This window comes from Sulfitobacter sp. AS59 (assembly GCF_038899995.1).
GTDB lineage: Bacteria > Pseudomonadota > Alphaproteobacteria > Rhodobacterales > Rhodobacteraceae > Sulfitobacter.
The window spans coordinates 94,623-118,042 of record NZ_JBBMQK010000002.1 but is presented as its reverse complement, the minus strand read 5'-3'; the positions used below and the strand labels follow the sequence as shown (position 1 = coordinate 118,042).

General features: G+C 58.9%; 20 protein-coding genes. 11 read left to right on the top strand and 9 right to left on the bottom strand.

What is annotated here, in order from left to right:
- Positions 1-45 precede the first annotated feature (45 nt).
- The 10 genes from murB to WNY39_RS04820 all read left to right on the top strand — a co-directional run bounded on the left by murB (position 46) and on the right by WNY39_RS04820 (position 13,683).
- On the top strand, positions 46-969 hold the full coding sequence (gene murB, locus WNY39_RS04865) for a UDP-N-acetylmuramate dehydrogenase (protein ID WP_342844537.1): 924 nt from the start codon (positions 46-48) through the stop codon (positions 967-969).
- A gap of 87 nt (positions 970-1,056) precedes the next feature.
- Positions 1,057-1,977: a D-alanine--D-alanine ligase gene (locus tag WNY39_RS04860; protein WP_342844535.1), complete on the top strand. Its 921-nt coding sequence runs from the start codon at positions 1,057-1,059 to the stop codon at positions 1,975-1,977.
- Positions 1,965-2,852: a cell division protein FtsQ/DivIB gene (locus WNY39_RS04855; RefSeq protein WP_342844533.1), complete on the top strand. Its 888-nt coding sequence runs from the start codon at positions 1,965-1,967 to the stop codon at positions 2,850-2,852. Before WNY39_RS04860 ends, WNY39_RS04855 begins: the two co-directional genes overlap by 13 nt.
- Before the next feature lie 31 nt (positions 2,853-2,883).
- Complete coding sequence (gene ftsA / locus WNY39_RS04850; RefSeq protein WP_341234487.1) at positions 2,884-4,188, top strand: cell division protein FtsA; 1,305 nt, start codon at positions 2,884-2,886, stop codon at positions 4,186-4,188.
- Between the two features lie 175 nt (positions 4,189-4,363).
- Positions 4,364-5,971: a cell division protein FtsZ gene (gene ftsZ / locus WNY39_RS04845; RefSeq protein WP_342844532.1), complete on the top strand. Its 1,608-nt coding sequence runs from the start codon at positions 4,364-4,366 to the stop codon at positions 5,969-5,971.
- Between the two features lie 360 nt (positions 5,972-6,331).
- Positions 6,332-7,255: a UDP-3-O-acyl-N-acetylglucosamine deacetylase gene (gene lpxC, locus WNY39_RS04840; protein ID WP_342844530.1), complete on the top strand. Its 924-nt coding sequence runs from the start codon at positions 6,332-6,334 to the stop codon at positions 7,253-7,255.
- 188 nt (positions 7,256-7,443) lie between these two features.
- Positions 7,444-8,313, top strand: coding sequence for an outer membrane protein assembly factor BamD (locus tag WNY39_RS04835; protein ID WP_342844529.1), 870 nt, complete (start codon positions 7,444-7,446; stop codon positions 8,311-8,313).
- 37 nt (positions 8,314-8,350) lie between these two features.
- Positions 8,351-10,012, top strand: a complete 1,662-nt coding sequence (gene recN / locus WNY39_RS04830) for a DNA repair protein RecN (protein WP_342844528.1) — start codon at positions 8,351-8,353, stop codon at positions 10,010-10,012.
- A gap of 78 nt (positions 10,013-10,090) precedes the next feature.
- Complete coding sequence (locus WNY39_RS04825) at positions 10,091-11,776, top strand: chloride channel protein (RefSeq protein ID WP_342844527.1); 1,686 nt, start codon at positions 10,091-10,093, stop codon at positions 11,774-11,776.
- Between the two features lie 173 nt (positions 11,777-11,949).
- Positions 11,950-13,683, top strand: coding sequence for a calcium-binding protein (locus WNY39_RS04820; RefSeq protein WP_342844526.1), 1,734 nt, complete (start codon positions 11,950-11,952; stop codon positions 13,681-13,683).
- A gap of 4 nt (positions 13,684-13,687) precedes the next feature.
- On the opposite strand, the gene WNY39_RS04815 is transcribed toward WNY39_RS04820, so the two are convergent.
- From WNY39_RS04815 to WNY39_RS04790, 6 genes are all read right to left on the bottom strand, one after another.
- On the bottom strand, positions 13,688-14,032 hold the full coding sequence (locus tag WNY39_RS04815) for a DUF427 domain-containing protein (protein ID WP_341234316.1): 345 nt from the start codon (positions 14,030-14,032) through the stop codon (positions 13,688-13,690).
- A gap of 41 nt (positions 14,033-14,073) precedes the next feature.
- Positions 14,074-15,864, bottom strand: coding sequence for an aminopeptidase P family protein (locus tag WNY39_RS04810; RefSeq protein ID WP_342844525.1), 1,791 nt, complete (start codon positions 15,862-15,864; stop codon positions 14,074-14,076).
- 56 nt (positions 15,865-15,920) lie between these two features.
- Positions 15,921-17,798: a cobaltochelatase subunit CobT gene (gene cobT / locus WNY39_RS04805; RefSeq protein WP_342844523.1), complete on the bottom strand. Its 1,878-nt coding sequence runs from the start codon at positions 17,796-17,798 to the stop codon at positions 15,921-15,923.
- Positions 17,791-18,498 carry an aspartate/glutamate racemase family protein gene (locus WNY39_RS04800; protein ID WP_342844521.1) on the bottom strand — a complete coding sequence of 236 codons (708 nt, stop codon included), beginning with the start codon at positions 18,496-18,498 and terminating at the stop codon, positions 17,791-17,793. The genes cobT and WNY39_RS04800 overlap by 8 nt, the downstream gene beginning before the upstream one ends.
- 17 nt (positions 18,499-18,515) lie before the next feature.
- The gene (cobS, locus tag WNY39_RS04795) at positions 18,516-19,502 is read right to left on the bottom strand and encodes a cobaltochelatase subunit CobS (protein WP_341234320.1); all 987 of its coding nucleotides are present in this window, start codon (positions 19,500-19,502) and stop codon (positions 18,516-18,518) included.
- Positions 19,503-19,710: 208 nt separating this feature from the next.
- Positions 19,711-20,340: a J domain-containing protein gene (locus WNY39_RS04790; RefSeq protein ID WP_341234321.1), complete on the bottom strand. Its 630-nt coding sequence runs from the start codon at positions 20,338-20,340 to the stop codon at positions 19,711-19,713.
- Between the two features lie 74 nt (positions 20,341-20,414).
- Here WNY39_RS04790 and WNY39_RS04785 point away from each other — a divergent pair, with 74 nt between their 5' ends.
- Positions 20,415-20,672 (top strand): BolA family protein, encoded by a 258-nt coding sequence (locus WNY39_RS04785; RefSeq protein ID WP_341234322.1) that lies wholly within the window; start codon positions 20,415-20,417, stop codon positions 20,670-20,672.
- Here the strand turns inward: WNY39_RS04785 and WNY39_RS04780 are convergent.
- From WNY39_RS04780 to gatB, 3 genes are all read right to left on the bottom strand, one after another.
- Complete coding sequence (locus WNY39_RS04780; protein WP_342844519.1) at positions 20,669-21,091, bottom strand: DUF4177 domain-containing protein; 423 nt, start codon at positions 21,089-21,091, stop codon at positions 20,669-20,671. The two genes, WNY39_RS04785 and WNY39_RS04780, sit on opposite strands and share 4 nt — an antisense overlap.
- A gap of 106 nt (positions 21,092-21,197) precedes the next feature.
- Positions 21,198-21,665, bottom strand: coding sequence for a thioesterase family protein (locus tag WNY39_RS04775; RefSeq protein WP_342844518.1), 468 nt, complete (start codon positions 21,663-21,665; stop codon positions 21,198-21,200).
- A gap of 97 nt (positions 21,666-21,762) precedes the next feature.
- Positions 21,763-23,274: an Asp-tRNA(Asn)/Glu-tRNA(Gln) amidotransferase subunit GatB gene (gene gatB / locus WNY39_RS04770; protein WP_342844516.1), complete on the bottom strand. Its 1,512-nt coding sequence runs from the start codon at positions 23,272-23,274 to the stop codon at positions 21,763-21,765.
- Between the last annotated feature and the right edge of the window lie 146 nt (positions 23,275-23,420).

Here is a 23,420-nt window from a genome sequence, read left to right as displayed (position 1 = left end):
CCCGCCCGTTTGACGACAGCCGAAAACAGCGATACCTCGCAAAGCATGACAGATATTTCATTTCCCGACATGCGCGGCAAGCTGACGCCGCAACGCCCGCTGAGCGACCTGACATGGCTGCGTGTCGGCGGTGTGGCCGATTATCTGTACCAGCCTGCGGATGCCGATGACCTTGCCGCCTTCATGCGTGCACTGCCTGACACTGTGGCAGTATTTCCGATGGGCGTGGGGTCTAACCTGATCGTGCGCGATGGCGGTTTGCGGGCGGTGGTGATCCGGCTTGGCCGCGGCTTTAACCAGATCGAGATTGACGGCGACCACGTGGTTGCAGGGGCGGCGGCGCTGGACGCCCATGTGGCGCGCAAGGCGGCGGATGCGGGGTTGGACCTGACATTCCTGCGTACGATCCCCGGCAGTATTGGCGGTGCCGTGCGCATGAATGCGGGGTGCTACGGCAGCTATACCGCTGATCACTTTGTCAGCGCGCAAGCCATTACGCGCAGCGGCGACCTGATCACGCTGACAGCGCAGGACCTTGAGTTCAAATACCGCCAAACCACGCTGGACGAGGGCTGTGTTGTCATCTCGGCCACGTTCGCGCCGCCAAAGGGTGATCCGGAAACGCTGCATGCCCGCATGGAAGAGCAACTGCGCAAGCGCGATGAAACCCAGCCCACCAAAGACCGCAGCGCGGGTTCAACCTTTCGCAATCCCGCCGGATTTTCCAGCACCGGACAGGCCGATGATCGCCATGATCTGAAAGCGTGGAAGGTGATCGACGACGCCGGAATGCGCGGGGCGACCCTTGGCGGGGCGCAAATGAGCCCCAAACACCCAAACTTCTTGATCAACACCGGTGGCGCAACTGCCGCAGAGTTGGAAGGATTGGGCGAAGAGGTGCGAAAAAAGGTTTACGATTCCAGCGGTATCACGCTAGAGTGGGAAATTATGCGTATCGGCGAAAAATAAACGCGCGAACGCTCAGGCACGGTGCCGCGTTGCGGCAAACTACATAATAAATAGGGTCAATAAGACCCAGTTAAAAAGGCACATTGAGTGGGCATGTCGAGCAGGACAGACCCGAAAGTGGTGGTATTGATGGGCGGCCCTTCCGCAGAGCGGGACGTGTCGCTCTCGACAGGGCGCGCCTGCGCTGCTGCTTTGCGGGACAGAAAATTCAACGTGATCGAGGTCGATGCAGGCCCCGATCTATACGCTGATCTGCGCGCCGCGTCCCCCGACGTTGTGTTGAACTGTCTGCATGGCCGTTGGGGCGAAGACGGTTGCGTGCAGGGCATCCTTGAATGGATGGGCATTCCTTACAGTCATTCGGGCGTGCTTGCCTCGGCACTGGCCATGGACAAACAACGCAGCAAAGAAGTGTTCCGGTCTGCCGGCTTGCCGATTGTGGAAAGCATCATTGCCTCGGCCGCCGATGTGCGCGCCCGCCATATGATGGACCCGCCCTATGTCGTAAAACCCAACAACGAAGGGTCGTCTGTCGGGGTCTATCTGGTTAATATCGAAAACAACGGCCCGCCGCAGCTGAGCGCGGATATGCCAGCCGAGGTGATGGTCGAACGCTTTGCCGCCGGTCGAGAGCTGACGACCACGGTGATGGGCGAACGCGCGCTGACGGTGACGGATATCCTGACCACCGGATGGTATGACTACGACGCGAAATACAAGGAAGGCGGATCAACCCATGTGGTGCCCGCCGATGTCCCCCAGGAGATTTTTGAACTGTGCATGGATTACGCCCTGCGCGCCCATAATGCGCTTGGCTGTCGTGGTGTCAGCCGCACAGATTTCCGCTGGGATGAAAGCTGCGGTGCCGAAGGTCTGATCCTGCTTGAGACAAACACCCAACCCGGCATGACCCCAACATCGCTGTCGCCGGAACAGGCGCAGGCGGTTGGCATTTCCTTTGGCGAACTTTGCGCCTGGATGGTGGAGGACGCATCATGCAATCGCTGATAAATCGCGTCAAACCTGCCAGGGCGCTCAAGTCTGATCCGGCCCCATCCCGTTGGGCATGGCGCATGCAGCGGTTGATGCTGACCCCCGCATTTCTGTTTGGCCTGCGTTTTGGCGTGCCGTTTTGCTTGGCGCTGCTGGCCGGTACGGTCTATCTGGCCGATGATGCGCGGCGCGGACGGATCACCGATGGCTATGCCAGCCTGCGGTCCAGCATCCAGCAGCGCCCCGAGTTTATGGTCAAACTGATGGCAATTGACGGCGCAGGGCCGGAACTGGCCGCGAATGTCCGCGCGGCGGTGCCGATTGATTTCCCTACCAGTTCCTTTGACCTTGATCTGGCGGCGATGCGGTCAACGATCATGCAATTGCCGGGCGTCCAGCAGGCCAGCTTGCGGGTGAAACCGGGCGGGTTGCTGCAGATCGAAGTACAGCCGCGCGTTGCCGTTGCGGTTTGGCGCAACCAAGATGGGTTGGCGCTGATCGACGCAAGCGGCACTTATATCGGCCGATTGGCACATCGCACGGATCGTACCGACTTGCCACTTGTGGCAGGTGAAGCGGCAAATGTCAGCGTTTCAGAGGCGCTGGACCTTTTGCGGGTTGCGGCCCCCTTGGGCGACCGTTTGCGTGGATTTGTCCGCATGGGCGCGCGCCGTTGGGATGTGGTGCTGGATCGCGAACAGCGCATTTTGCTGCCGGAAACCGGCGCAATCCAGGCGTTGGAGCGTGTCATCGCGCTGGAAGGCGCACAAGAGGTTCTGACCCGCGATGTTGCGCGGGTCGACATGCGGTTGGCACAAAGACCAACCGTACAAATGAATAAAGAGGCCACCCAAGAATGGTGGCGCATCAGGCAAATTTCGGGACAGTAACGTTATGGATCTTTACGACAGTCAACGGTCGATGCGCCACATGCGCAAGCTTGCTATGCAGCGCGGCGTTGTGGCCATTTTGGATGTGGGCAGCTCGAAAATCGCCTGCCTTGTCCTGCGGTTTGACGGGTCTGGCCCCCTTTCCGACGAGGGCGAGATCGGATCGCTGGCCGGGCAATCCGGTTTCCGCGTCATTGGTGCTGCAACAACCCGTTCGCGCGGTGTGCGCTTTGGCGAAATCTGTGCGATGCAGGAAACCGAACGTGCCGTGCGCACCGCGCTTCAGGCCGCGCAAAAGATGGCGAACATCCGTGTGGATCATGTGATCGCCTGTTTCTCGGGGGCCGAGCCGCGCAGCTATGGCTTGGATGCGCAGATCGATCTGGAGGGGCAGGTCGTGTCCGAGCAGGACGTGGCACAGGTTCTGGCCAGTTGCGATGTCCCCGAATACGGTGAAAACCGCGAAGTGCTGCACGCGCAGCCCGTCAACTTTGCCATTGATAACCGGTCGGGTCTGTCTGACCCGCGCGGGCAGCTAGGCAACGCGCTGTCGGTCGATATGCACATGCTGACCGTTGACGCGGCCGCCGTGCAACATCTGGCGCATTGCATCAAACGTTGTGACCTCGAACTGGCGGGGATCGCGTCCTCGGCCTATGTGTCGGGCATCTCGTCGCTGGTGGAAGACGAACAGGAACTGGGCGCTGCCTGTATCGATCTGGGGGGCGGGTCCACGTCGGTGTCGATCTTTATCCGCAAGCACATGATCTATGCCGATAGCGTTCGGATGGGCGGGGATCACATCACATCGGATATTTCGATGGGGTTGCAGGTGCCGACCAACAACGCGGAGCGGATCAAGACATTCTATGGCGGGGTTCATGCCACGGGGATGGACGACCGCGAGATGATCGATATCGGCGGCGACACGGGCGATTATGAACATGACCGCCGCACCGTGAGCCGCGCCGAACTGATCGGCATTATGCGCCCTCGCGTTGAAGAGATATTGGAGGAAGTACGCGCCCGTTTGGACGCGGCAGGGTTCGATCATCTACCCAGCCAGCAGATCGTTTTGACCGGTGGCGGCAGCCAGATCCCCGGCCTTGACGGGCTGGCAAGCAAGATTTTGGGGCATCAGGTACGCCTTGGCCGTCCGTTGCGTGTGCACGGGCTGCCGCAGGCGGCAACGGGGCCGGGGTTCGCCTCGGCTGTGGGGTTGGCGCTGTTCGCAGCGCACCCCCAAGACGAATGGTGGGATTTTGACATTCCCGCCGACCGCTATCCGGCGCGGTCGCTAAAGCGCGCCGTCAAGTGGTTTAGAGACAACTGGTGATCGCAAGATGCAGTGCATCGGGCAAAATCCGGTAAGAATAGGCAAAAAAACGCCCAGATAGTGTGTCAAAACTGTGTTTTTTGGGTGACGCATGGCGTTAACCTCTATACGTTAGGGGCAAATTGAACGAATTAAATGCCCCGTAAGCGGGCAAACAATACAGGCGGATGGCACAATGACATTGAATCTTTCCATGCCCGGACAGGGTGACCTGAAACCCCGGATCACCGTTTTCGGTGTGGGTGGCGCAGGTGGTAACGCCGTGAACAACATGATCGAGAAGAACCTCGATGGTGTTGATTTCGTAGTTGCGAACACGGACGCGCAAGCGTTGCAACAAGCCAAGGCCGAACATCGCGTTCAGCTGGGCATCAAGGTTACCGAAGGTTTGGGTGCCGGGGCACGGGCGTCTGTTGGGGCCGCCGCTGCCGAAGAAAGCATCGAACAGATCGTTGACCATCTGGCCGGCGCGCACATGTGCTTTATCACGGCTGGTATGGGCGGGGGCACCGGGACAGGTGCCGCACCGATCATCGCACAAGCCGCACGCGAGCTGGGCGTTCTGACCGTTGGTGTTGTGACCAAACCGTTCCAGTTTGAGGGCAACAAACGCATGCGTCAGGCCGAAGAGGGTGTCGAAGCCCTGCAAAAGGTCGTTGATACGCTGATCATCATTCCGAACCAGAACCTGTTCCGTCTGGCGAATGAAAAAACCACATTCACCGAAGCGTTCTCCATGGCGGATGACGTTTTGTACCAAGGTGTTAAAGGCGTGACCGATCTGATGGTTCGCCCCGGTCTGATCAACCTCGACTTTGCTGACGTTCGCGCCGTAATGGACGAAATGGGCAAAGCGATGATGGGCACGGGCGAGGCCGAAGGCGAAGATCGCGCGATCCAAGCCGCCGAGAAAGCCATCGCCAACCCGCTGCTGGACGAAATCAGCCTGCGCGGTGCCAAGGGTGTTCTGATCAACATCACCGGTGGCCACGATCTGACCCTGTTCGAACTGGACGAAGCGGCCAACCGCATTCGCGAAGAAGTCGACCCAGATGCAAACATCATCGTCGGTTCCACACTGGACACCGAACTGGGCGGCATCATGCGCGTCAGCGTTGTTGCAACCGGTATCGATGCGGTTGACGTGAACACGGAAATGCCCGTGCCGCGCCGGTCCATGTCGCAGCCCTTGCAGCAAAAGGTAGCCGCACCTGCAGCCGAGGAAGCCCCTCAGCCCGTTGCGGCGCAAGAAGAGTATGAAGACGAGCAGCCACAGCTTTTTAAAGAGGCCGCGTCGGCTGACATGAACGATCAAGGCAACGATATCTTTGCCGAAGACGCAGGCGAAGCAGATGATCTGCCGCCTCCTGCCTACCGCCCCGAGGTTGCATCCTTTCAGCCGCGCCGCGACGATGTCCGTCACGAGCCGGAGCAAGAAGCGTTTGTGGCACCTCGTGCACCGGCCCCCGGCACACCATCGCCAGAAGCCCTCGCGCGTTTGCGTGCAGCTGCTCAGAAAACACCTCCGGCACCGACCCAGCAGCGTCCACAAGAGCAGCGCCCACAAGCGGCACCCGAGCAGAGCGAAAAGCGTTTCGGGATCAATTCGCTGATCAACCGCATGACAGGCCACAGCGAGCCAGAGGCGCAACAGCGTCCGGCACGCCACCAGCCACAAGTGCAAACACGGGCCTCGTCGGCTGCACCACAGCCACGCGATTCCCACGATGAAGATCAAGAACGCATCGAGATCCCTGCGTTCCTGCGCCGTCAGGCGAACTAAGACCACCAAGACGACCTTGTAACCGATCGGAAAGGCCACCCTTTGGGGTGGTCTTTTCGCGTTTTCAGCTGCGAATCCAAGGAATCAACGGGCCTGCACGGGACCGGATTCCTGTAACGTTTTACGAAAACCTGTGAGGATTTTTGATTAAAACCGATCACAGTTTAATTGGCCGGCGGCGATTGCAGACCCGTATTCAGTCAATAAAATAAGGGCTTGCCGCATTGTGGGCGCAATTGCGCCGAATTGTAACATTCATGTTTCAGACCGTAGCAATGATTGAATTGAGCATCCGGAACCCCGCCGATAGGAGATTGTTCACCTTACACAGACGATTTTTTTGACCACTGGGGTTTCATTGTGCAGACAACAATAAAGACGGCAATCAGCTTTACCGGAAAGGGCCTTCACTCGGGCCTTCCCGCGACTGTGACGATCCGTCCGGCTGGCGCACATCATGGTATCTGGTTTTCCCGGTCCGATCTTGAGGTTGGTGATCGTCTTATTCCCGCACGTTGGGACGCCGTAAACCGGTCCCCCTTGTGTACCAAGCTTGAGAACGCATCGGGTTTGCAGGTGTCGACTGTCGAGCATTTGATGGCGGCGATTGCAGGCTGCGGTATTCACAACGCCCTGATCGAGATTGACGGCCCCGAAGTGCCGATCCTTGACGGGTCGGCGGCCCCGTTTGTGCGCGGCATCATGCAACGTGGTGTGCGTGTGCTGTCTGCACCTGTCATGGCGTTCGAAGTGTTGAAACCGGTCACTGTGACCGACGGCGACGCATCGGCAACGATTGCGCCGAGTGATACACTGCGGATCGACTTTGAGATTGATTTCGTCGACGCGGCGATTGGTCACCAGCAAAAGTCGCTGGTGATGAACAACGGGTCATTCGCGCGCGAACTTTGCGACAGCCGCACGTTCTGCCGTCAGGCCGATGTTGATGCGATGCAGGCCAACGGTCTGGCTCTTGGTGGGAATTCCGGCGAAAACGCTGTCGTGTTTGACGGTGACAAGGTTGTCAGCCCGGGCGGTCTGCGCCATGCGGATGAACCCGTGCGCCACAAGATGCTAGATGCTTTGGGCGACCTCGCGCTGGCAGGGGCCCCGTTGATCGGCCACTATACCGGCGTGCGCGCTGGCCATTCGTTGACCAACACGCTTTTGCGGGCGTTGTTCGCAACCCCCGATGCCGTCCGCCTGGTTGAATGCGATACCGAGATGACGCAGCAATTGCCGGGCCATGGCCTTGTTTGGGATGAAATTCCCGCGGTTGCCTGACCCCGACCTGTTGAAGAGTTGAAACTCCTCTTCAGCTTAGTTAATCCTATCTTTGAAAATCAGGTTGGCGACGGTAAGACTTTGTCTTGTGGGTTTAATCATCGTTTTGTTGCGTGATCTATTGTGGTAGTCACATGCAAAGTCGTATCACAATGCGTGGCTTGAAAAATGAAGCGAGGGTGTAGGGCATGACAATTGCAAAGTCGCGCAAGCGGTTGATTGGTGCGGTGGTTGTGATTGCTGTGTTGGGTGCATGCGGCAACCAAAACACCGGTCGTTTGACGAACAGCTTTTTCAATCCCCAAGAAATTCCGCTGGAAACCTATAGCGCCGAACAGATTTACGAGCGTGGCGAGTTCGAACTGAACCGCAAACGCCCGGCCGAAGCGGCCGAATATTTCTCTGAGATCGAGCGGCTGTACCCCTACTCCGAATGGGCCAAGCGCGCCTTGATCATGCAGGCCTTTGCCTTTCACCAGGATCAGGATTACCCCAACAGCCGGTCCGCCGCGCAGCGGTTCATCGACTTTTTCCCCGATGATGATGATGCGGCCTATGCCAGCTATCTTCTTGCGCTCAGCTATTATGACCAGATCGACGAAGTTGGCCGTGATCAGGGCCTGACCTTTCAGGCGTTGCAAGCATTGCGTCAGGTGATCGAGGTTTATCCTGACAGTGAATATGCACGCGCTGCCGTGTTGAAATTCGATCTGGCGTTTGACCATCTGGCGGGCAAGGAAATGGAAGTCGGGCGCTATTATCTGCGCCGCAATCACTACACCGCTGCCATCAACCGGTTCCGCGTCGTTGTCGAAGATTTCCAGACGACAAGCCACACCGCAGAGGCGCTGCACCGCTTGGTCGAGGCATACCTGTCACTGGGTCTGACGAACGAGGCACAGACGGCAGGCGCGATCTTGGGCCATAACTACCAGTCTACGGAGTGGTACGAGGCCAGCTATAAGCTGCTCACCGGCAAAAGCCTGCAAATGCGGTCGTTCGGGGACAACTGGCTGACCGCTATTTATCGCCAAACGATCAAGGGCGAATGGATCTGACGGACGCAATCCTAGCGTCCCATACGGAAGTGGACCCATGTTACGCGGCCTAGACATCTCGAATATGTTGATCATCGACCGGCTGGAGCTTGCGTTCCAGCCGGGTTTGAATGTTCTGACGGGTGAAACCGGGGCCGGTAAATCGATCTTGCTCGATAGCTTGGGATTTGTATTGGGCTGGCGCGGACGTGCCGATCTGGTGCGCCAAGGGGCAGATCAGGGCGAGGTTACGGCGTGGTTTGACCTGGGTGAAGACCACCCCGCCCATGCTGTGCTAGAGGAGGCAGGCTTGCCCGGCGGCCTCGAACTGATCCTGCGCCGGATCAACGGGTCTGATGGCCGCAAAACCGCATGGGTCAACGATCGTCGCTGTTCTGGTGAAGTATTACGGGCGCTGTCTGAAACATTGGTCGAGCTGCACGGCCAGCATGACGACCGTGGCTTGTTGGACCCCAAAGGCCACCGCGCAATTCTGGACGATTTCGCCAAGACATCTGGCTTGCGCGACAAGGTACGACAGGCTTGGTCTGCCCTTGCTGCCGCGCGCAAGGCAGCGGCCAAGGCCGCACAAGAACGCGACGCCATTGCCGCCGAAGAGGAATTCTTGCGCCATGCCGTGGCTGAGCTGGACAAGCTGAACCCGCAAGAGGGCGAAGAGGCACAGTTGGATGTCCGCCGTCGCTCGATGCAGGGTGCCGAGAAAATCCGCGCCGACGTGGTGAACGCCTACGAGATGCTGGGGCAGGGCGGTGCCGAAACCCAGCTGGGCGATGCGTTGCGTTGGCTGGATGGTGTCGCTGATCGCGCTGATGGCACGCTTGAGGCCCCGATGGCCGCGCTGTCGCGGGCCATGGTCGAACTGGACGAGGCCATGGAAGGTGTCGTCGCTGCGATTGATACGATGTCGTTTAACCCGCTCGAGCTAGAAGAAACCGAAGAGCGCCTGTTCGCCATCCGCGGCTTGGCCCGCAAGCACGATGTCCAACCAGACGATCTCGCGGGCTTTGCCGATACATTGCGTGGCAAACTGAATGCGCTGGATGCGGGTGAAGCCGCACAGGCCGAGCTGGAAAAGGCCGTGCGCGATGCCCAAAGCGCCTATGACGCGGCGGCTGATGCGTTGTCAGCGGCCCGGTCCAAGGCGGCTGGCAAGCTCGACAAGGCTGTCGGCGCAGAGCTGGCACCGCTTAAGATGGAACGTGCCGTGTTCCAGACCCAGATTACCCCCGAGGCCGCAGGCCCAGAGGGCCGTGATGCGGTGTCATTCACCGTGGCGACCAACCCCGGTGCCCCCGCCGGCCCCTTGGGCAAGATCGCATCAGGCGGGGAGCTGAGCCGCTTTTTGCTGGCGCTTAAGGTCGTCCTGACCAAGGGCCAAAGCGGGCTAACGATGATCTTTGACGAAATCGACCGGGGCGTTGGCGGCGCGACTGCGGATGCGGTCGGGCGCAGGCTGGCCGCGCTGTCGCAAGGTGGGCAGGTGTTGGTGGTGACCCATTCGCCCCAAGTTGCTGCCCTTGGCGCGCATCACTGGCGGGTGTCCAAGGCCGTTTCAAAGGGTATGACCCTTTCCACCGTCACGCCCTTGTCGGATGGCGAACGGGTGGACGAAGTCGCGCGTATGCTGTCCGGCGATACGATTACAGAAGCGGCACGCGCCGCCGCACGGGTGCTCTTGGGCGATCAATTCGCAGCCTAAAACGCCAAGACAGGATGCAGGGGTTTTCCTAACGGCATCTGTGTCTTAGACAGGGTATAGCCTTTATCAAAAGTAGCCATGCCCGTGAACCCGCGCCCCTATCTGACCCAGCAATATGACGTCGCATGTATCAAGGCGCGATCTGGCTGGGACGTGTTGCGCGAAAAGGGCCCCGGCAAGATCACATTCTGGTTTATCGCCTTGGTCGTGGGCATCGCGGCAGGGTTTGCAGCGCTGTTTTTCCGCAAGGGAATCAACCTGATACAGGCGTTTCTTTACGGAACCGAAGACGTCGAACACCTGCACAGCTTTATTGGCAGTCTTGATTGGTATTGGGTCGTTCTGATCCCGACCATCGGGGGGCTAACCGTCGGGGTGATCTTGCACATTTTTACCCGCGATGCCCGTGTGCGCAGTGTCGGCGACGTCATCTTGGGGGCCGCCATGCACGACGGCAGGGTGGAAACCCGCGCCGGTCTTGCCTCGGCCCTCGCGTCGCTGATCACGCTCAGCACGGGCGGGTCCTCGGGGCGCGAGGGGCCTGTTGTTCACCTTGCGGGGGTGATCTCGACCCTGATCAGCCGCCGGATCAATGCCAGCGGCATCACCGGGCGTGATCTGTTGGGCTGCGCTGTGGCGGCGGGCGTGTCGGCCAGCTTTAACGCCCCCATCGCGGGCGCGCTTTTCGCGCTTGAGGTCGTGCTGCGGCATTTCGCGGTGCATGCCTTTGCGCCCATCGTCATCGCCTCGGCTGCGGGGACGGTCATCAACCGGATTGAGTTTGGTGGCCTGACCGAATTTGCGCTGCCCACGGTTGGCGACGTAGCGTTTTACGCGGAATTACCGGCATTTTTGCTGTTGGGTCTGACCTGCGGGATGGTGGCTGTGATCTTGATGCGCAGCATTTTCTGGGCCGAGGATATCGGGAACTTTATCCAAGAAAAATCCAAATTACCGCGCTATCTGCGCCCGGCTGTTGCGGGGGCGCTGCTGGGGTGTATTGCCCTTTGGTATCCGCATATTATCGGGGTCGGGTATGAAACCACGACCCGTGCCCTAGCGGGCAATATGGTGTTGAACGAAGCGCTGGTTTTTGTCGTGCTCAAGATCGCCGCGGTGTCGATCACCTTGGGGGGCCGGATGGGCGGTGGGGTGTTTTCGCCGTCGCTGATGTTGGGCGCGCTGACGGGGCTGGCCTTTGGTTTGATCGCAACCAGTGTCTTTCCCAACGTGTCCGGTGTTACGTCGCTCTATGCCTTGGCCGGCATGGGGGCCGTGGCGGCCGCCGTCTTGGGCGCGCCTATTTCCACCACGCTAATCGTGTTCGAACTAACAGGCGATTGGCAAACCGGTTTGGCGGTGATGATCGCGGTCAGCATGTCCACGGCCTTTGCCTCGCGCATCGTCGACCGCAGTTTTTTCCTGACCCAGATGGAACGGCGCGGGGTGCATCTTGCAGCAGGGCCGCAAGCCTATCTGCTGGCAATGTTCATGGCTGCGCGGATCATGCGCAGCCGTGATGATCCGGGTGCGGCAAATGATGATGTCTGCTGGGAGCTGATCGGCGAGGGCACATATATCGACGGCACCGCCACGCTTGAAGCCGCGATGCCGATCTTTGAACAGTCCGGCAGGCCCTTTATTCCCGTCGTTACGCTGAAGGCTGATTCCCCGCCGGAACTGCTGGGCGCATTGTTCCATGTGGATGCGTTAAAGGCCTATAACCGCGCGCTGGCCGAGACTGCCGCAGAAGAACACTCCTAAGAAGCCGAATTAGGGTAACCCCTTAAACTGTACCCATTTTGGATACAGTGCTTTGCCCTGCATTCTATTATCCGCAGAAGCGCCGCAATGCCGAAATATGGCGAGAATAAGGCTTAACAGATGGTTAATAACCACGTAGCTTTGAGCCAAGGTTTTTCAGTGGAGATATTTTGATGCTTAGCTTGCTTTTATTACCTGCACTCGCCCTTTTTGGCGTGTCAGGCCTCGTTGATACGACTGAGGCAGAAGACGAGGATTTCGATCCTGCCGATCTGGATTTTGAAACGCAGACGGGCACTGGCGGTGGTGACCTTTTGAACGGCACCGGTGGCCTTGACCTTTTGGATGGGCTTGCGGGCGATGATACGCTGAACGGCTATGGCGATGACGACCTGCTGCTTGGCGGCACCGGCAATGACAGCCTTTCGCTGGGGGGCGGGGATAACCTGGCTTACGGCGATGACGGCGACGACACGATCAACGGTGGCCCCGGCGTCGATATTATGGCCGGTGGCAACGGTGCCGATGTCCTGACCGGTTATGGCAATAATGATGGCTTGGCGGGCGGAGAAGGCGACGATCTGCTGCGCGGCAGTGCTGGCAACGATACCCTGCTGGGCAACAACGGTGCCGACACATTGGATGGCGGTTCGGGGGATGATGTTCTGCAAGGCAACTATGGCGACGATAGCATCGGCGGTTTTGGCGGCAACGATTCACTGACAGGTGGCCGGGGCGTTGACAGTCTCGATGGCGGCAGCGGCGACGACACGTTGTTCGGAAATCTTGGGGAGGACACGTTGCTTGGCGGCAAGGGCAATGATGTTCTGCGTGCCGGGCCTGACGACGATCTGGCGAATGGCGGTTCGGGTATCGACGATATCCAAGGCAACGCTGGCGATGATACTGTCTTTGGTGGTCGCGGTGACGACACGCTGTCAGGGGGTATCGGCGCTGACTATGTTGCCGGGAATGACGGCAACGATGCGATTTATGGCAACGATGGAAACGACGGGCTGAACGGCGGCTCTGGCAACGACAGTTTGTGGGGTGGCATTGGCGATGACACCCTCAGCGGCATGAAGGGCGATGATCAACTGGACGGTCAGGGGGGCAATGATTTGCTCAACGGCAATGTCGGGAATGATACGTTGCTGGGTGGCGGGTTGAATGACACGTTGAACGGCGGTGGCGGCAATGACGTGCTGGACGGCGGCACGCAAAACGACCTGCTCAGCGGTGGCGGCGGTAACGACAACATGACGGGTGGCAGCGGTGCAGATACGCTGAACGCCGGGCCGGGCAATGACACGCTTGCTGGCGGCGACGGCCCTGACAAGTTGGCAGGCAACAAAGGGGACGATCTCATTGCCGGCGGATCGGGCAATGACGCGATCTTTGGCGGGCCGGGCAATGACACCATGTTCGGCAACGATGACAACGATTTTATTCTGGGGGGCACCGGCGCTGACAGCATTGATGGCGGTGCTGGAAATGACGTCATCCGCGGCTACGACTTTAACTTTGCCGGTGATGTCACGGGCGCATCCGATACGCTGGCTGATACGATTATGGCGGGTGACGGCAATGACACGGTTAGCGCCAATAACGGCGACATTGTTACCGGCGGCGAAGGCGCAGACGTCATCAACGCCATCGGCTATGATCAGGTGGGCACAGAACCCGTGATCGTGACTGATTTCGATCAGGCCGAGGACGGGTTATACCTGCAAGAAACCCAAAGCTCCCCCGCCAAGTTCGCCCCCGGCGATGGCTCGTTCGAAATCCGCGCCGCGTCAAACGGCACGGATAGTGAGATCGTCGTTGAAGGGAATGTGGTGGTGATCTTGCAAAACACCGATGCCGCCGCCCTAAGCGCCGACACCAGTTGGTTGCTGAACGTCTAAGCGATTAAATCTGCTCGACGGTGACTTCGGGCAGGTTGTAAAAGGCAAGATGCCCTTTGATCTCAGCGACTTGGTCGCTGGGGTCTTCGTATGACCACGCAACATTTTGCAACGTGCGGCTTTTGGTGACGACGGAATAATAGGTCGCATCGCCTTTGTGCGGGCAATGGGTCGTCTTGTCGGTCTTGTCCAGAAAGGCCATCGCGATGTCACTGCGCGGAATATAGATCACCGCATTCATATCGCCTTCACGCAGTTCCAGCGCATTCTTTGTTTCGGCCAGCACGGCACCTCCGGCGCGGACTGTCCATGTGCCATTGGCTTTCAAGATTTTGATATGGTCTGACATTCTCGGACCGGCCTCCCTAAAGTTACAGCATTATGCGGCGCTCAGATCGGCGCAGTTGCAGCATCCAACCATAATTTTGCCTCAGGCGATAGGCGCGGCCCGATCTTTTCCGCGACGTCGCGGTGATAGGCATTCAGCCAGTCGCGCGCGGCACTGTCCAACATATCCGCGATAACCAACCGTGTGTCGATGGGCGCAAAACTGAGGGTTTCCCAATGCAGCATCTTGCGATGCGCGTCGCCGCCGGGCAGATCGGGGGCAGGGCGCACCACCAGCAGGTTTTCCAACCGGATGCCAAAGGCTCCCTCGCGGTAATATCCCGGCTCGTTGCTCAGGATCATACCGGGCATGAGCGGCACTGTGCTGATCTTGCTCAGCCGCTGCGGCCCTTCATGCACGCTTAGATACGCGCCAACGCCGTGGCCCAGACCGTGGTCGAAATCCTGTCCCGCCATCCACAGGGGCAGGCGGCCAATCGCCTCGATATCGCGCCCGGCAAGGCCCTGCGGCCAGCGCAGGCGGCTCATCGCGATCATGCCAGCCAGCACACGGGTGAACGCTTGTTTCGCGTCCAACGGGGCGGCACCGATGGGGATGGTGCGGGTGATGTCGGTGGTGCCGTCCAGATATTGCCCACCGGAATCCAGCACCAGCAGGTGACCGTCCTCAAGCGTGCTATCGGTTTCCTCGGTCACGCGGTAATGCATGATCGCGCCGTTGGGGCCGGTGCCCGCGATGGTCTCAAAGCTGATGTCCTGCAACGCATTGTCGCGGCGGCGGCAGGCCTCTAGCTGCGCGACGACTTGCGTCTCGGTCACGCTGCCGGGCGCTTGGGCATCCAGCCAGGCCAGCAATTCGACCAGCGCCGCGCCATCGCGCAAATGCGCCGCCGCTGATCCTGCTACTTCAGCCTCGTTCTTGCAGGCTTTGGGCAGGGCGCAAGGATCATCACCCCATGATGCACGATCGCCAACCGCATCAGCCACAGCCACAGGCGCGGTGGTTTTGTCCAACCGGATCGGCCCTGCGAGGGTTTCAAGATAGCCAAGCAAGGTATCAGGTTCACACACCGTGACGCTATCGCCTAGATGATCGGTCAGATCGGCAACTTTCTCGGGCGCAACAAACAGATCAACGGCGCCGCTTTCGTGCAAAACAACAAATCCATGGACAACCGGATTACGCGCGATGTCAGCGCCGCGGATGTTCAACAACCAACACAGGCTGTCGGGCAGGGTGATCACAGCCGCCGCTTCACCTTTATTACGCAGCTCTTCAGCCAGACGCGCACATTTGTCGGCGTGGGATTCGCCCGCGAATTCCAGCGGGTGCACTTTGGCGGGGAACATCGGCGGCGCGGGCTGGTCCGTCCAAATTCGGTCCACCAGATTGGAACAGCGTCGCATCTCGATCCCGCTGCCGGTCAGCGCCGCCTCCAATTGCTCAATCTGCCCCACGGCATGCAACCAAGGGTCAAACCCAACGATCCCGCCGTTTGGCAGCTCAGCGCGCAACCATTCGGCCAAGGACACCTCGGGCCAGGCCACGGGGGTATAGACATCCGCCACCTGCGCCTTGACCTGCGTCCGATACCGCCCGTCGATAAACACGCCCGCCACATCCAGCAGCGCGGCACAAAACCCCGCCGATCCGGTGAATCCCGTCAACCAGCTTAGCCGTTCATCATAGGGGGCAACATATTCACCCTGATGCGCATCGGCGCGCGGCACCAGAAAGCCGTCAAGCCCTTCGGCTTTTAATTCAGTCCGCAACGCTGCCAAACGTGATGGCCCCTGTTCAGGCCTCGATGTCACCTCAAACGATTGAAACATGACGCAAGTCCTTCTTCATTTTGCCAAATAAACTCCCCGCGGAGCGTCCCGCCGCCTCAGCTTGCGCGGCGCATGCCCATGACGCGAGCCCGTGCGCGGGGATCGGTATCAAACAGTGCTGCCAGCTGTTCGGTCATGGCTCCGGCCAGTTGATCAACATCCGTAATCGTGACCGCGCGGTCGTAATAGCGGGTCACGTCATGGCCGATCCCGATCGCCAGCAGTTCAACCGCTTTGCGTTTTTCAACCATGGCAATCACATCGCGCAGGTGTTTTTCCAGATAGTTTGCGGGGTTCACCGACAGGGTGCTGTCATCCACGGGCGCGCCATCACTGATCACCATCAAAATCTTGCGCGACTCGTGGCGGGCGATCATCCGGCGGTGCGCCCATTCCAGCGCCTCACCGTCGATGTTTTCCTTGAGCAATCCTTCCTTCATCATCAGACCCAGATTGGGCCGCGTCCGCCGCCATGGGGCGTCGGCGGATTTATAGATGATGTGGCGCAGATCGTTCAGACGGCCGGGCTGCACAGGGCGGCCTTCGTTCAGCCATGCCTCGCGGGCTTGGCCACCTTTCCACGCGCGGGTGGTAAAGCCCAAAATCTCGACCTTGACGTTGCAGCGTTCCAACGTGCGCGCCAGAACATCGGCGCAAATCGCCGCGATGGAAATCGGCCGCCCGCGCATAGAGCCAGAGTTATCCAGCAACAACGTCACGCAGGTATCACGGAATTCGGTGTCTTTTTCCATCTTGAACGATAAAGGCGTTGTCGGGTTCGCCACGATCCGCGCCAGACGGCCTGCGTCCAGTGTGCCTTCCTCCAGATCAAACTCCCACGACCGGTTTTGCTGTGCCTGAAGACGGCGTTGCAGCTTGTTGGCAAGGCGGCTCACGGCACCTTTCAACGGTTCAAGCTGCTGATCCAGATAGGCGCGCAGGCGTTCCAGCTCGGCGGGCTCGGCCAGGTCTTCTGCGCCGATAACCTCGTCATTCTCGGTGTTATAGACCAGATAGTTCGGGTCCGCGTCTGACGCTTGCGGCGGGGCAGGTGGCTCCATCGGGGCGTCGCCATCGGGCATTTCAGCTTCGTCGCCCAGCTCTTGATCGGCCATGTCGTCCATCGACACTTGCGCTTGGGATTCGTCTTGCTGTTGTTCCTGCGACTGCTCGGGCGAGGCTTCGGCCTGCTCGTCGTCGTCCTCATCCTGACCGGTGCTATCTGGGTCTTGCTCTTCTTCGGTGCCTTCTTCTTCGGCGCTGTCTTGGTCGTCGTCCGACTGATCCGGGTCGTCGCCCAGCTGATCGCCATAGCCCAGATCAACGATCATCTTGCGCGCAAACCGTGCGAAGGCGGCTTGATCGTCTAGTGTGTCGTTCAGGGTCTCAAGCGTACCGCCTGCCTGATCCTCGATATAGCCGCGCCACAACTCCATCGCCTCGGAGGCACCGGGGGGCAGATCGCGGCCCGTGGCCAGATGGCGCACAAGGTACCCGGCGGCGGTGGCCAGTGGCACATCGCTGGGCTGTTTGGCCTGATCATAGCCCTTGCGCAGGGCGTCGTATTTAATTTTGGCGTCGATATTGCCTGCGGTGCCGGGCATGTCGCGCGCGCCCACGGCCTCGCAACGGGCGGTTTCCATGGCCTCGTACAGATCGCGGGCCATGTCGCCATTGGGCAGGTATTTCGAATGGGTCTGGCCGTTGTGATAGCGTCGGTTCAACGCCAGCGCGTCAGCGGTGCCACGGGCCAGCAACACCTCGTCACGGGTCATGCGGCGGCTGACCTGCGGCAAACGCATCGCGTCGCCGGACATGCCCGAAGGATCAACGGAATAGGTGACCGTTACGTCCGGATCATGGGACATGACCTTGGTCGCTTCGGCCAGCGCCTTTTTGAAAGCGTCGGCGGGGTTGTCGGAAGGTTTAGACATCTGGTTTCCCCATGGCCTGTTCTAAAGTGATATGCCCTGTTGCCAGTCGCGCTAGAATATCCACGTGAACATCTAACGCATCAATCACGGTATAATCGGTGGCGCGCCCGTCAAAGGCAAGGTTCAGGTCGGTGCCTGCCAAGATAACGGCATCTGCACCGCGATCAGACACCAGCCGTGCGCCTGCGTCCATAAACAACGCGCGTTGTTCATCGGTACAATGGCCCGCGACGGCAAGATCCTGATAGCTTTGCGCCAAATGTTCAATCTCGTCTTCTAGGGTCACTGCTTTGGTCTGGTGCAATTGACCGTAAAGGCCCGTTTTCATCACAACCTTAGTCCCAAGAATACCCACCGTGCCGATGCCGCGCTTTTGGAAATAAGCGTCTAAAGGTGCCACCCCAGAGATCAGAGGTAATGCCGAGAGCGCTTGGGTTTCTTCAAAGCAAAAATGCCCCCCAAGCGAGGTAATCGCCACACAATCCGCACCTGCGGCTGCAAGTTGGTCAATCGCCTTGGCGTAAACCTTGGCTTGGGCGTCCCTATTATCCGCAAGATTGTTACGGATCAGCGTTCGGACGTCGCCATGCGAGATGGTCAGTTGCAACGGGCCGCCCAAGGCTTGGGCCGCCGCAGTGAGCCGCTGGTAATAAACAACTGTTGCTGCAACTCCGATGCCGCCGATCAATCCGATGTGCATGGGGGCTCCTTTTGGGGTCACCCCAAGCTCACGCTGGCCGCTGACTCAGGCAGTTCTTCGTCGAACAGACGCTGATAGAACTCGGCAACCGTCTGGCGCTCAAGCTCGTCGCATTTGTTGAGGAAGGACAGGCGGAAGGCATAGCCGACGTTGCGGAAAATCTCGGCGTTTTGGGCCCATGCGATGACGGTACGTGGCGACATAACAGTGGACAGATCGCCGTTCATGAACGCCGTGCGCGTCAGGTCGGCAACGGTGACCATTTGCTTGATCGTCTTGCGGCCCTTGTCGGTGTTGTAATGTGGGTTCTTGGACAGAACGATCTGGGTTTCGGCCTCGATCGACAGATAGTTCAGCGTGGCGACCAGCGACCAACGGTCCATCTGACCTTGGTTGATCTGCTGGGTGCCGTGGTAGAGGCCCGTGGTATCGCCCAGACCAACGGTGTTGGCGGTGGCGAAAATGCGGAAATAGGGGTGCGGTTCGATGACTTGGTTCTGGTCGAGCAGGGTCAGCTTGCCGTCGACCTCGAGAACGCGCTGGATCACGAACATCACGTCGGCGCGGCCTGCATCATATTCGTCGAACACGATTGCGGTCGGGTTGCGCAGCGCCCAAGGCAGGATGCCTTCTTGGAACGTGGTGACCTGTTTGCCGTCCACCAGTTTGATCGCGTCTTTACCGATCAGGTCGATCCGGCTGATGTGGCTATCAAGGTTGACGCGCACACAGGGCCAGTTCAGCAGGCTTGCTACTTGTTCGATGTGGGTGGATTTACCGGTGCCGTGATAGCCCTGAACCATAACGCGGCGGTTGTGGTTAAAGCCGGCAAGAATGGCCATCGTGGTGTCGGGATCAAACTTATAGGTGCTGTCCAGATCGGGCACGCGGGATGTGCGTTCCTCGAACCCGTGAACGACCATGTCTGTGTCGATGCCAAAGACTTCGCGAACGGAGATCTCTTTGGTGGGTTTCGCGTTAAGATCCAATGAGGTCTCGGCCATGCTGTGTCGTCCTTCATAATCATACGCGCCTGCGGGTCAGGGCGGTTTCGTTAGGCAACATATCTTTCTTAAGCCTGAGGGAAAGGCCCAATTCGCATCTGCGGCAATGACGGCACGCTGCATCTGCGCAGATAAGGGGATTTGGGGGCACATCGTGCAAGCCGCGCGCCGGTGGTTCATGCCAGACCACGGGCGCGCGGGGATAGGTTTATTTGTCTTTAAAGTTGCGGCTGACTTTGATTTGGTCCCAAGCCCAGACGACCTCTTGCAGCTGTTCTTCCTGGCTGCGGTCGCCACCGTTCATGTCAGGGTGCAAGACCTTGATCAGCGCCTTATAGGCTTTGCGCACCTCGGGCTTGGTCCAGTTGTCCTTGGCCTCGAGAATCTCGATGGCGCGGCGTTCTGTCGGGGGCAAACGGCGGCCTGCGGCGGGGCCTTTGCCCGGGTTTTGCGTCGCGTTCTTGCCCAGCACCTGATGGGGGTCTTCGATACCCAAACGGGCCCAGGCGCGTGCCTCGGGATCGCCAAGCGGCTTGGTTGTGCGTTCCCACACTTTATCTTTGGATTGCTGCGCGTTCAGTTCTGCCTCGGTGGTGCCGTCAAAGAAGTTCCACTTGAGGTTATATTCGCGCACGTGCTGCTGGCAGAACCAGAAATAGTCGTCCAGCACATCCGGGGCCTTGGGCGCGCGGTATTTACCGGGCTCTTGGCATCCCTCGTGGGAACACAGCCGCTGTGATGTCTCGGATGCACCGGACATACCCCTGCGGCCACGGGGGTTTTTCTTTTTGGAGGACGACACGGACATGTCGAATCCAAAGGGATCAGGCTTGGGCATGATATGGACCTTTCCGACTCAGGACGATCACTCTAAAGATTGCAGCGCCAGATTGAAGGGGGCTTTGCGAAAAAATGTCAGTAACACAAGAAATTGCCGACCGTTTAGAAGCCGCCTTTGCGCCAACTGAATTGAATGTGGTGGATGATAGCGAAAGCCATCGCGGACATGCGGGCTTTCAAGAGGGGGGCGAAAGTCACTTTAACGTAAAAATCAGGTCCGCAAAATTCAAGGGGTTGAGCCGGATTGCCCGCCACCGCGCCGTGCACGACGCTTTGGGGGCCGAGCTGATCGGCCGCATTCATGCGCTGGCGCTGGATCTCGACGTTTAGCCTATTTTAGGCTGGGGTGCGGTGGGGGATGGCGCAGTGGTTTTCTTTGCGTCGTCCGCTTTCTCACCGTTCCCACCATCGGCGTTGCTGTTTTGCGGGGCGGCTTTGGCTTCAGCTTTATCTTGCACCGGTGCTTCGTCTTGCGGTGCGGGCAGCAGTTCAGGCTGAAATGCGTCTACATCGCTTGCGTGCGGGCGGCGGAACACCAGCACATTGCGCCATTCATTTTTGGTTCCGGTCAGGCCAGCACGTTCCGTGGATGGCAATGTTTCCGCGCGCTGATATTCCCATCCCTCGCTTGAAAGACTGTTCATAAGCTCTTCTAATGCATGGGAAAAGCGGGCTTCTGCCCCTTTGACGTCTTTGCCCTTCAGGCCCTTTTTTGGCGCGGGAACGACTTTGTATTCGTAGCGGGGCATGACCGTCCTTTGGCGTTGTTTGAAGCGTCTTAGCCTATCAATTACTGCCGCACAACGTGTCGTGCAGGTTGAATTTACAACTTATCAGGCTGTGCTGGCGATCGTGTTACTTCTTCAACCCGATTTTACGTCCGGCACGTTCAGGATAGGGCAGGCTGCTGTGGGCTTGCTTCATCGCGCCAAGCTTGGACAGGATCGGTTGCGGCATCGGCGCGACGCGGGGGCCAGATTGATCAACGTGCAGGGTCAATGCCTCGCCCGTGGCGGCAAGCCAGCCGTCTTCGTGCCGAAGCTCGGTAAAGCTGTGGAACCGCTTTTCGTCGTAATCCAGCAGTTGGAAGGTGCAATAGGTCCGGGCACATTCGTGCAATTCGCGCACATAGCAGATGTGGAATTCGGCGACATAGGTGGTGCAGCCCTGTTTTTGATACTCGGGGCCAAAACCGATCTGCCCATAGGCATCATCGACGGCGTTATCCATGAGGACGGAATAATAGGCCATGTTCAGATGGCCGTTAAAATCAATCCATTCAGGTTTCACCACCCGCAGCGATGACCGAAAAGGGGTATCCATGAGAAAGCCTTTCAAAATATGGGGCTATGGGGGCGGAACGCGCCGTTTTCTTTCAAAGAAAACGGGCCGGAATTTTTGAAAAATTCCGCGCGCGCCGTCAGCCCTGCAGCTTTTTCGCTACGATTTGGTTTACCGCTTTCGGATTGGCTTTGCCGCCGGTTGCTTTCATGGTCTGACCTACAAACCATCCGGCAAGTTTGGGGTTCTCGCGGGCCTTGGCAACCTGATCGGGGTTGGCGGCAATAATCTCGTCCACTGCGGCCTCGATGGCTGCGGTGTCTGTGACCTGCTTCATGCCACGCTCTTCGACGATCACGGCAGGGTCACCGCCTTCGGTATACACGATCTCGAACAGGTCCTTGGCGATCTTGCCGTTAATGGCGTCAGACGCGATCAGGTCGACCACAGCGCCCAGCTGCGCCGGGGTGACGGGGCTGTCGTTGATCGTCTTTTCATCCTTTTTCAGGCGGCCGAACAATTCGTTGATCACCCAGTTCGCGGCCATCTTGCCGTCGCGGCCTTTGGCCGTTTCCTCAAAATAACGCGCGCTATCCAGATCAGCCGTCAAAACCGATGCGTCATAATCACTGAGGCCAAAGTCGTTGATAAAGCGCGCTTTCTTGGCATCTGGTAGTTCTGGCAAGTTCGCACCAATGTCATCGACCCACGCCTGTTCAATGACCAAGGGCAACAGATCAGGATCAGGGAAATAGCGGTAATCATGCGCTTCTTCCTTGGACCGCATGGAGCGGGTTTCCATCTTGTCGGGGTCAAACAGCCGTGTTTCTTGCATGACTTCACCGCCACCTTCAACGATGGCGATTTGGCGCTTGGCTTCGACTTCGATTGCTTGCTGGATGAACCGCATGGAGTTCATGTTCTTGATCTCGCAACGGGTGCCCAGATGGCTGAAATCTTGGGTCGCTTGGTATTTTTCGTATTGGCCGGGCAGGCAGATCGACACGTTCACGTCGGCACGCATGGCGCCAGATTGCATGTCGCCGTTGCATGTCCCCAGATAGCGCAGGATCTGGCGCAGTTTGGTCAGATAGGCGGCGGCCTCTTCCGGGCCACGGATGTCGGGCTTGCTGACGATCTCCATCAGGGCGACGCCCGTGCGGTTCAGGTCGACGAATGACATGTTCGGGTCCATGTCGTGGATGGATTTACCGGCGTCTTGTTCAAGGTGAATACGTTCAACCCGGACCAGACGTGCCGTGTTGTCACCCATTTCAACCAACACTTCACCTTCGCCCACGATGGGGTGGTAAAGCTGGGAAATCTGATAGCCTTGCGGCAAGTCGGGGTAGAAATAGTTTTTGCGGTCGAACGCGCTTTCCAAGTTGATCTGTGCCTTTAGGCCCAGCCCCGTGCGCACGGCTTGTTCGACGCAGAATTCGTTGAGTGTCGGCAGCATGCCCGGCATCGCCGCATCGACGAACGACACGTTGCTGTTCGGCTCGGCCCCGAATTTGGTAGAGGCAGCCGAGAACAGCTTGGCGTTTGACAACACCTGAGCGTGGACTTCCATCCCGATCACCAGCTCCCAGTCATGTTTGGCACCGGCAATTGTGCGGACTTTGGGGGTGTCATAGGTCAGGTCAAGCATCAGGGCACCTTTGGCATCTTGGGTAACATCGCTTGGTCATAAGACAGGGGGCGGGGTGCTGCAAGAGGGGGCTTGGCCATGGCCCGTCAATCACAGCGGATCGGACGGGCCGGGGCAGGTTGGGCGCGGCGATTGGTTGTTATGCG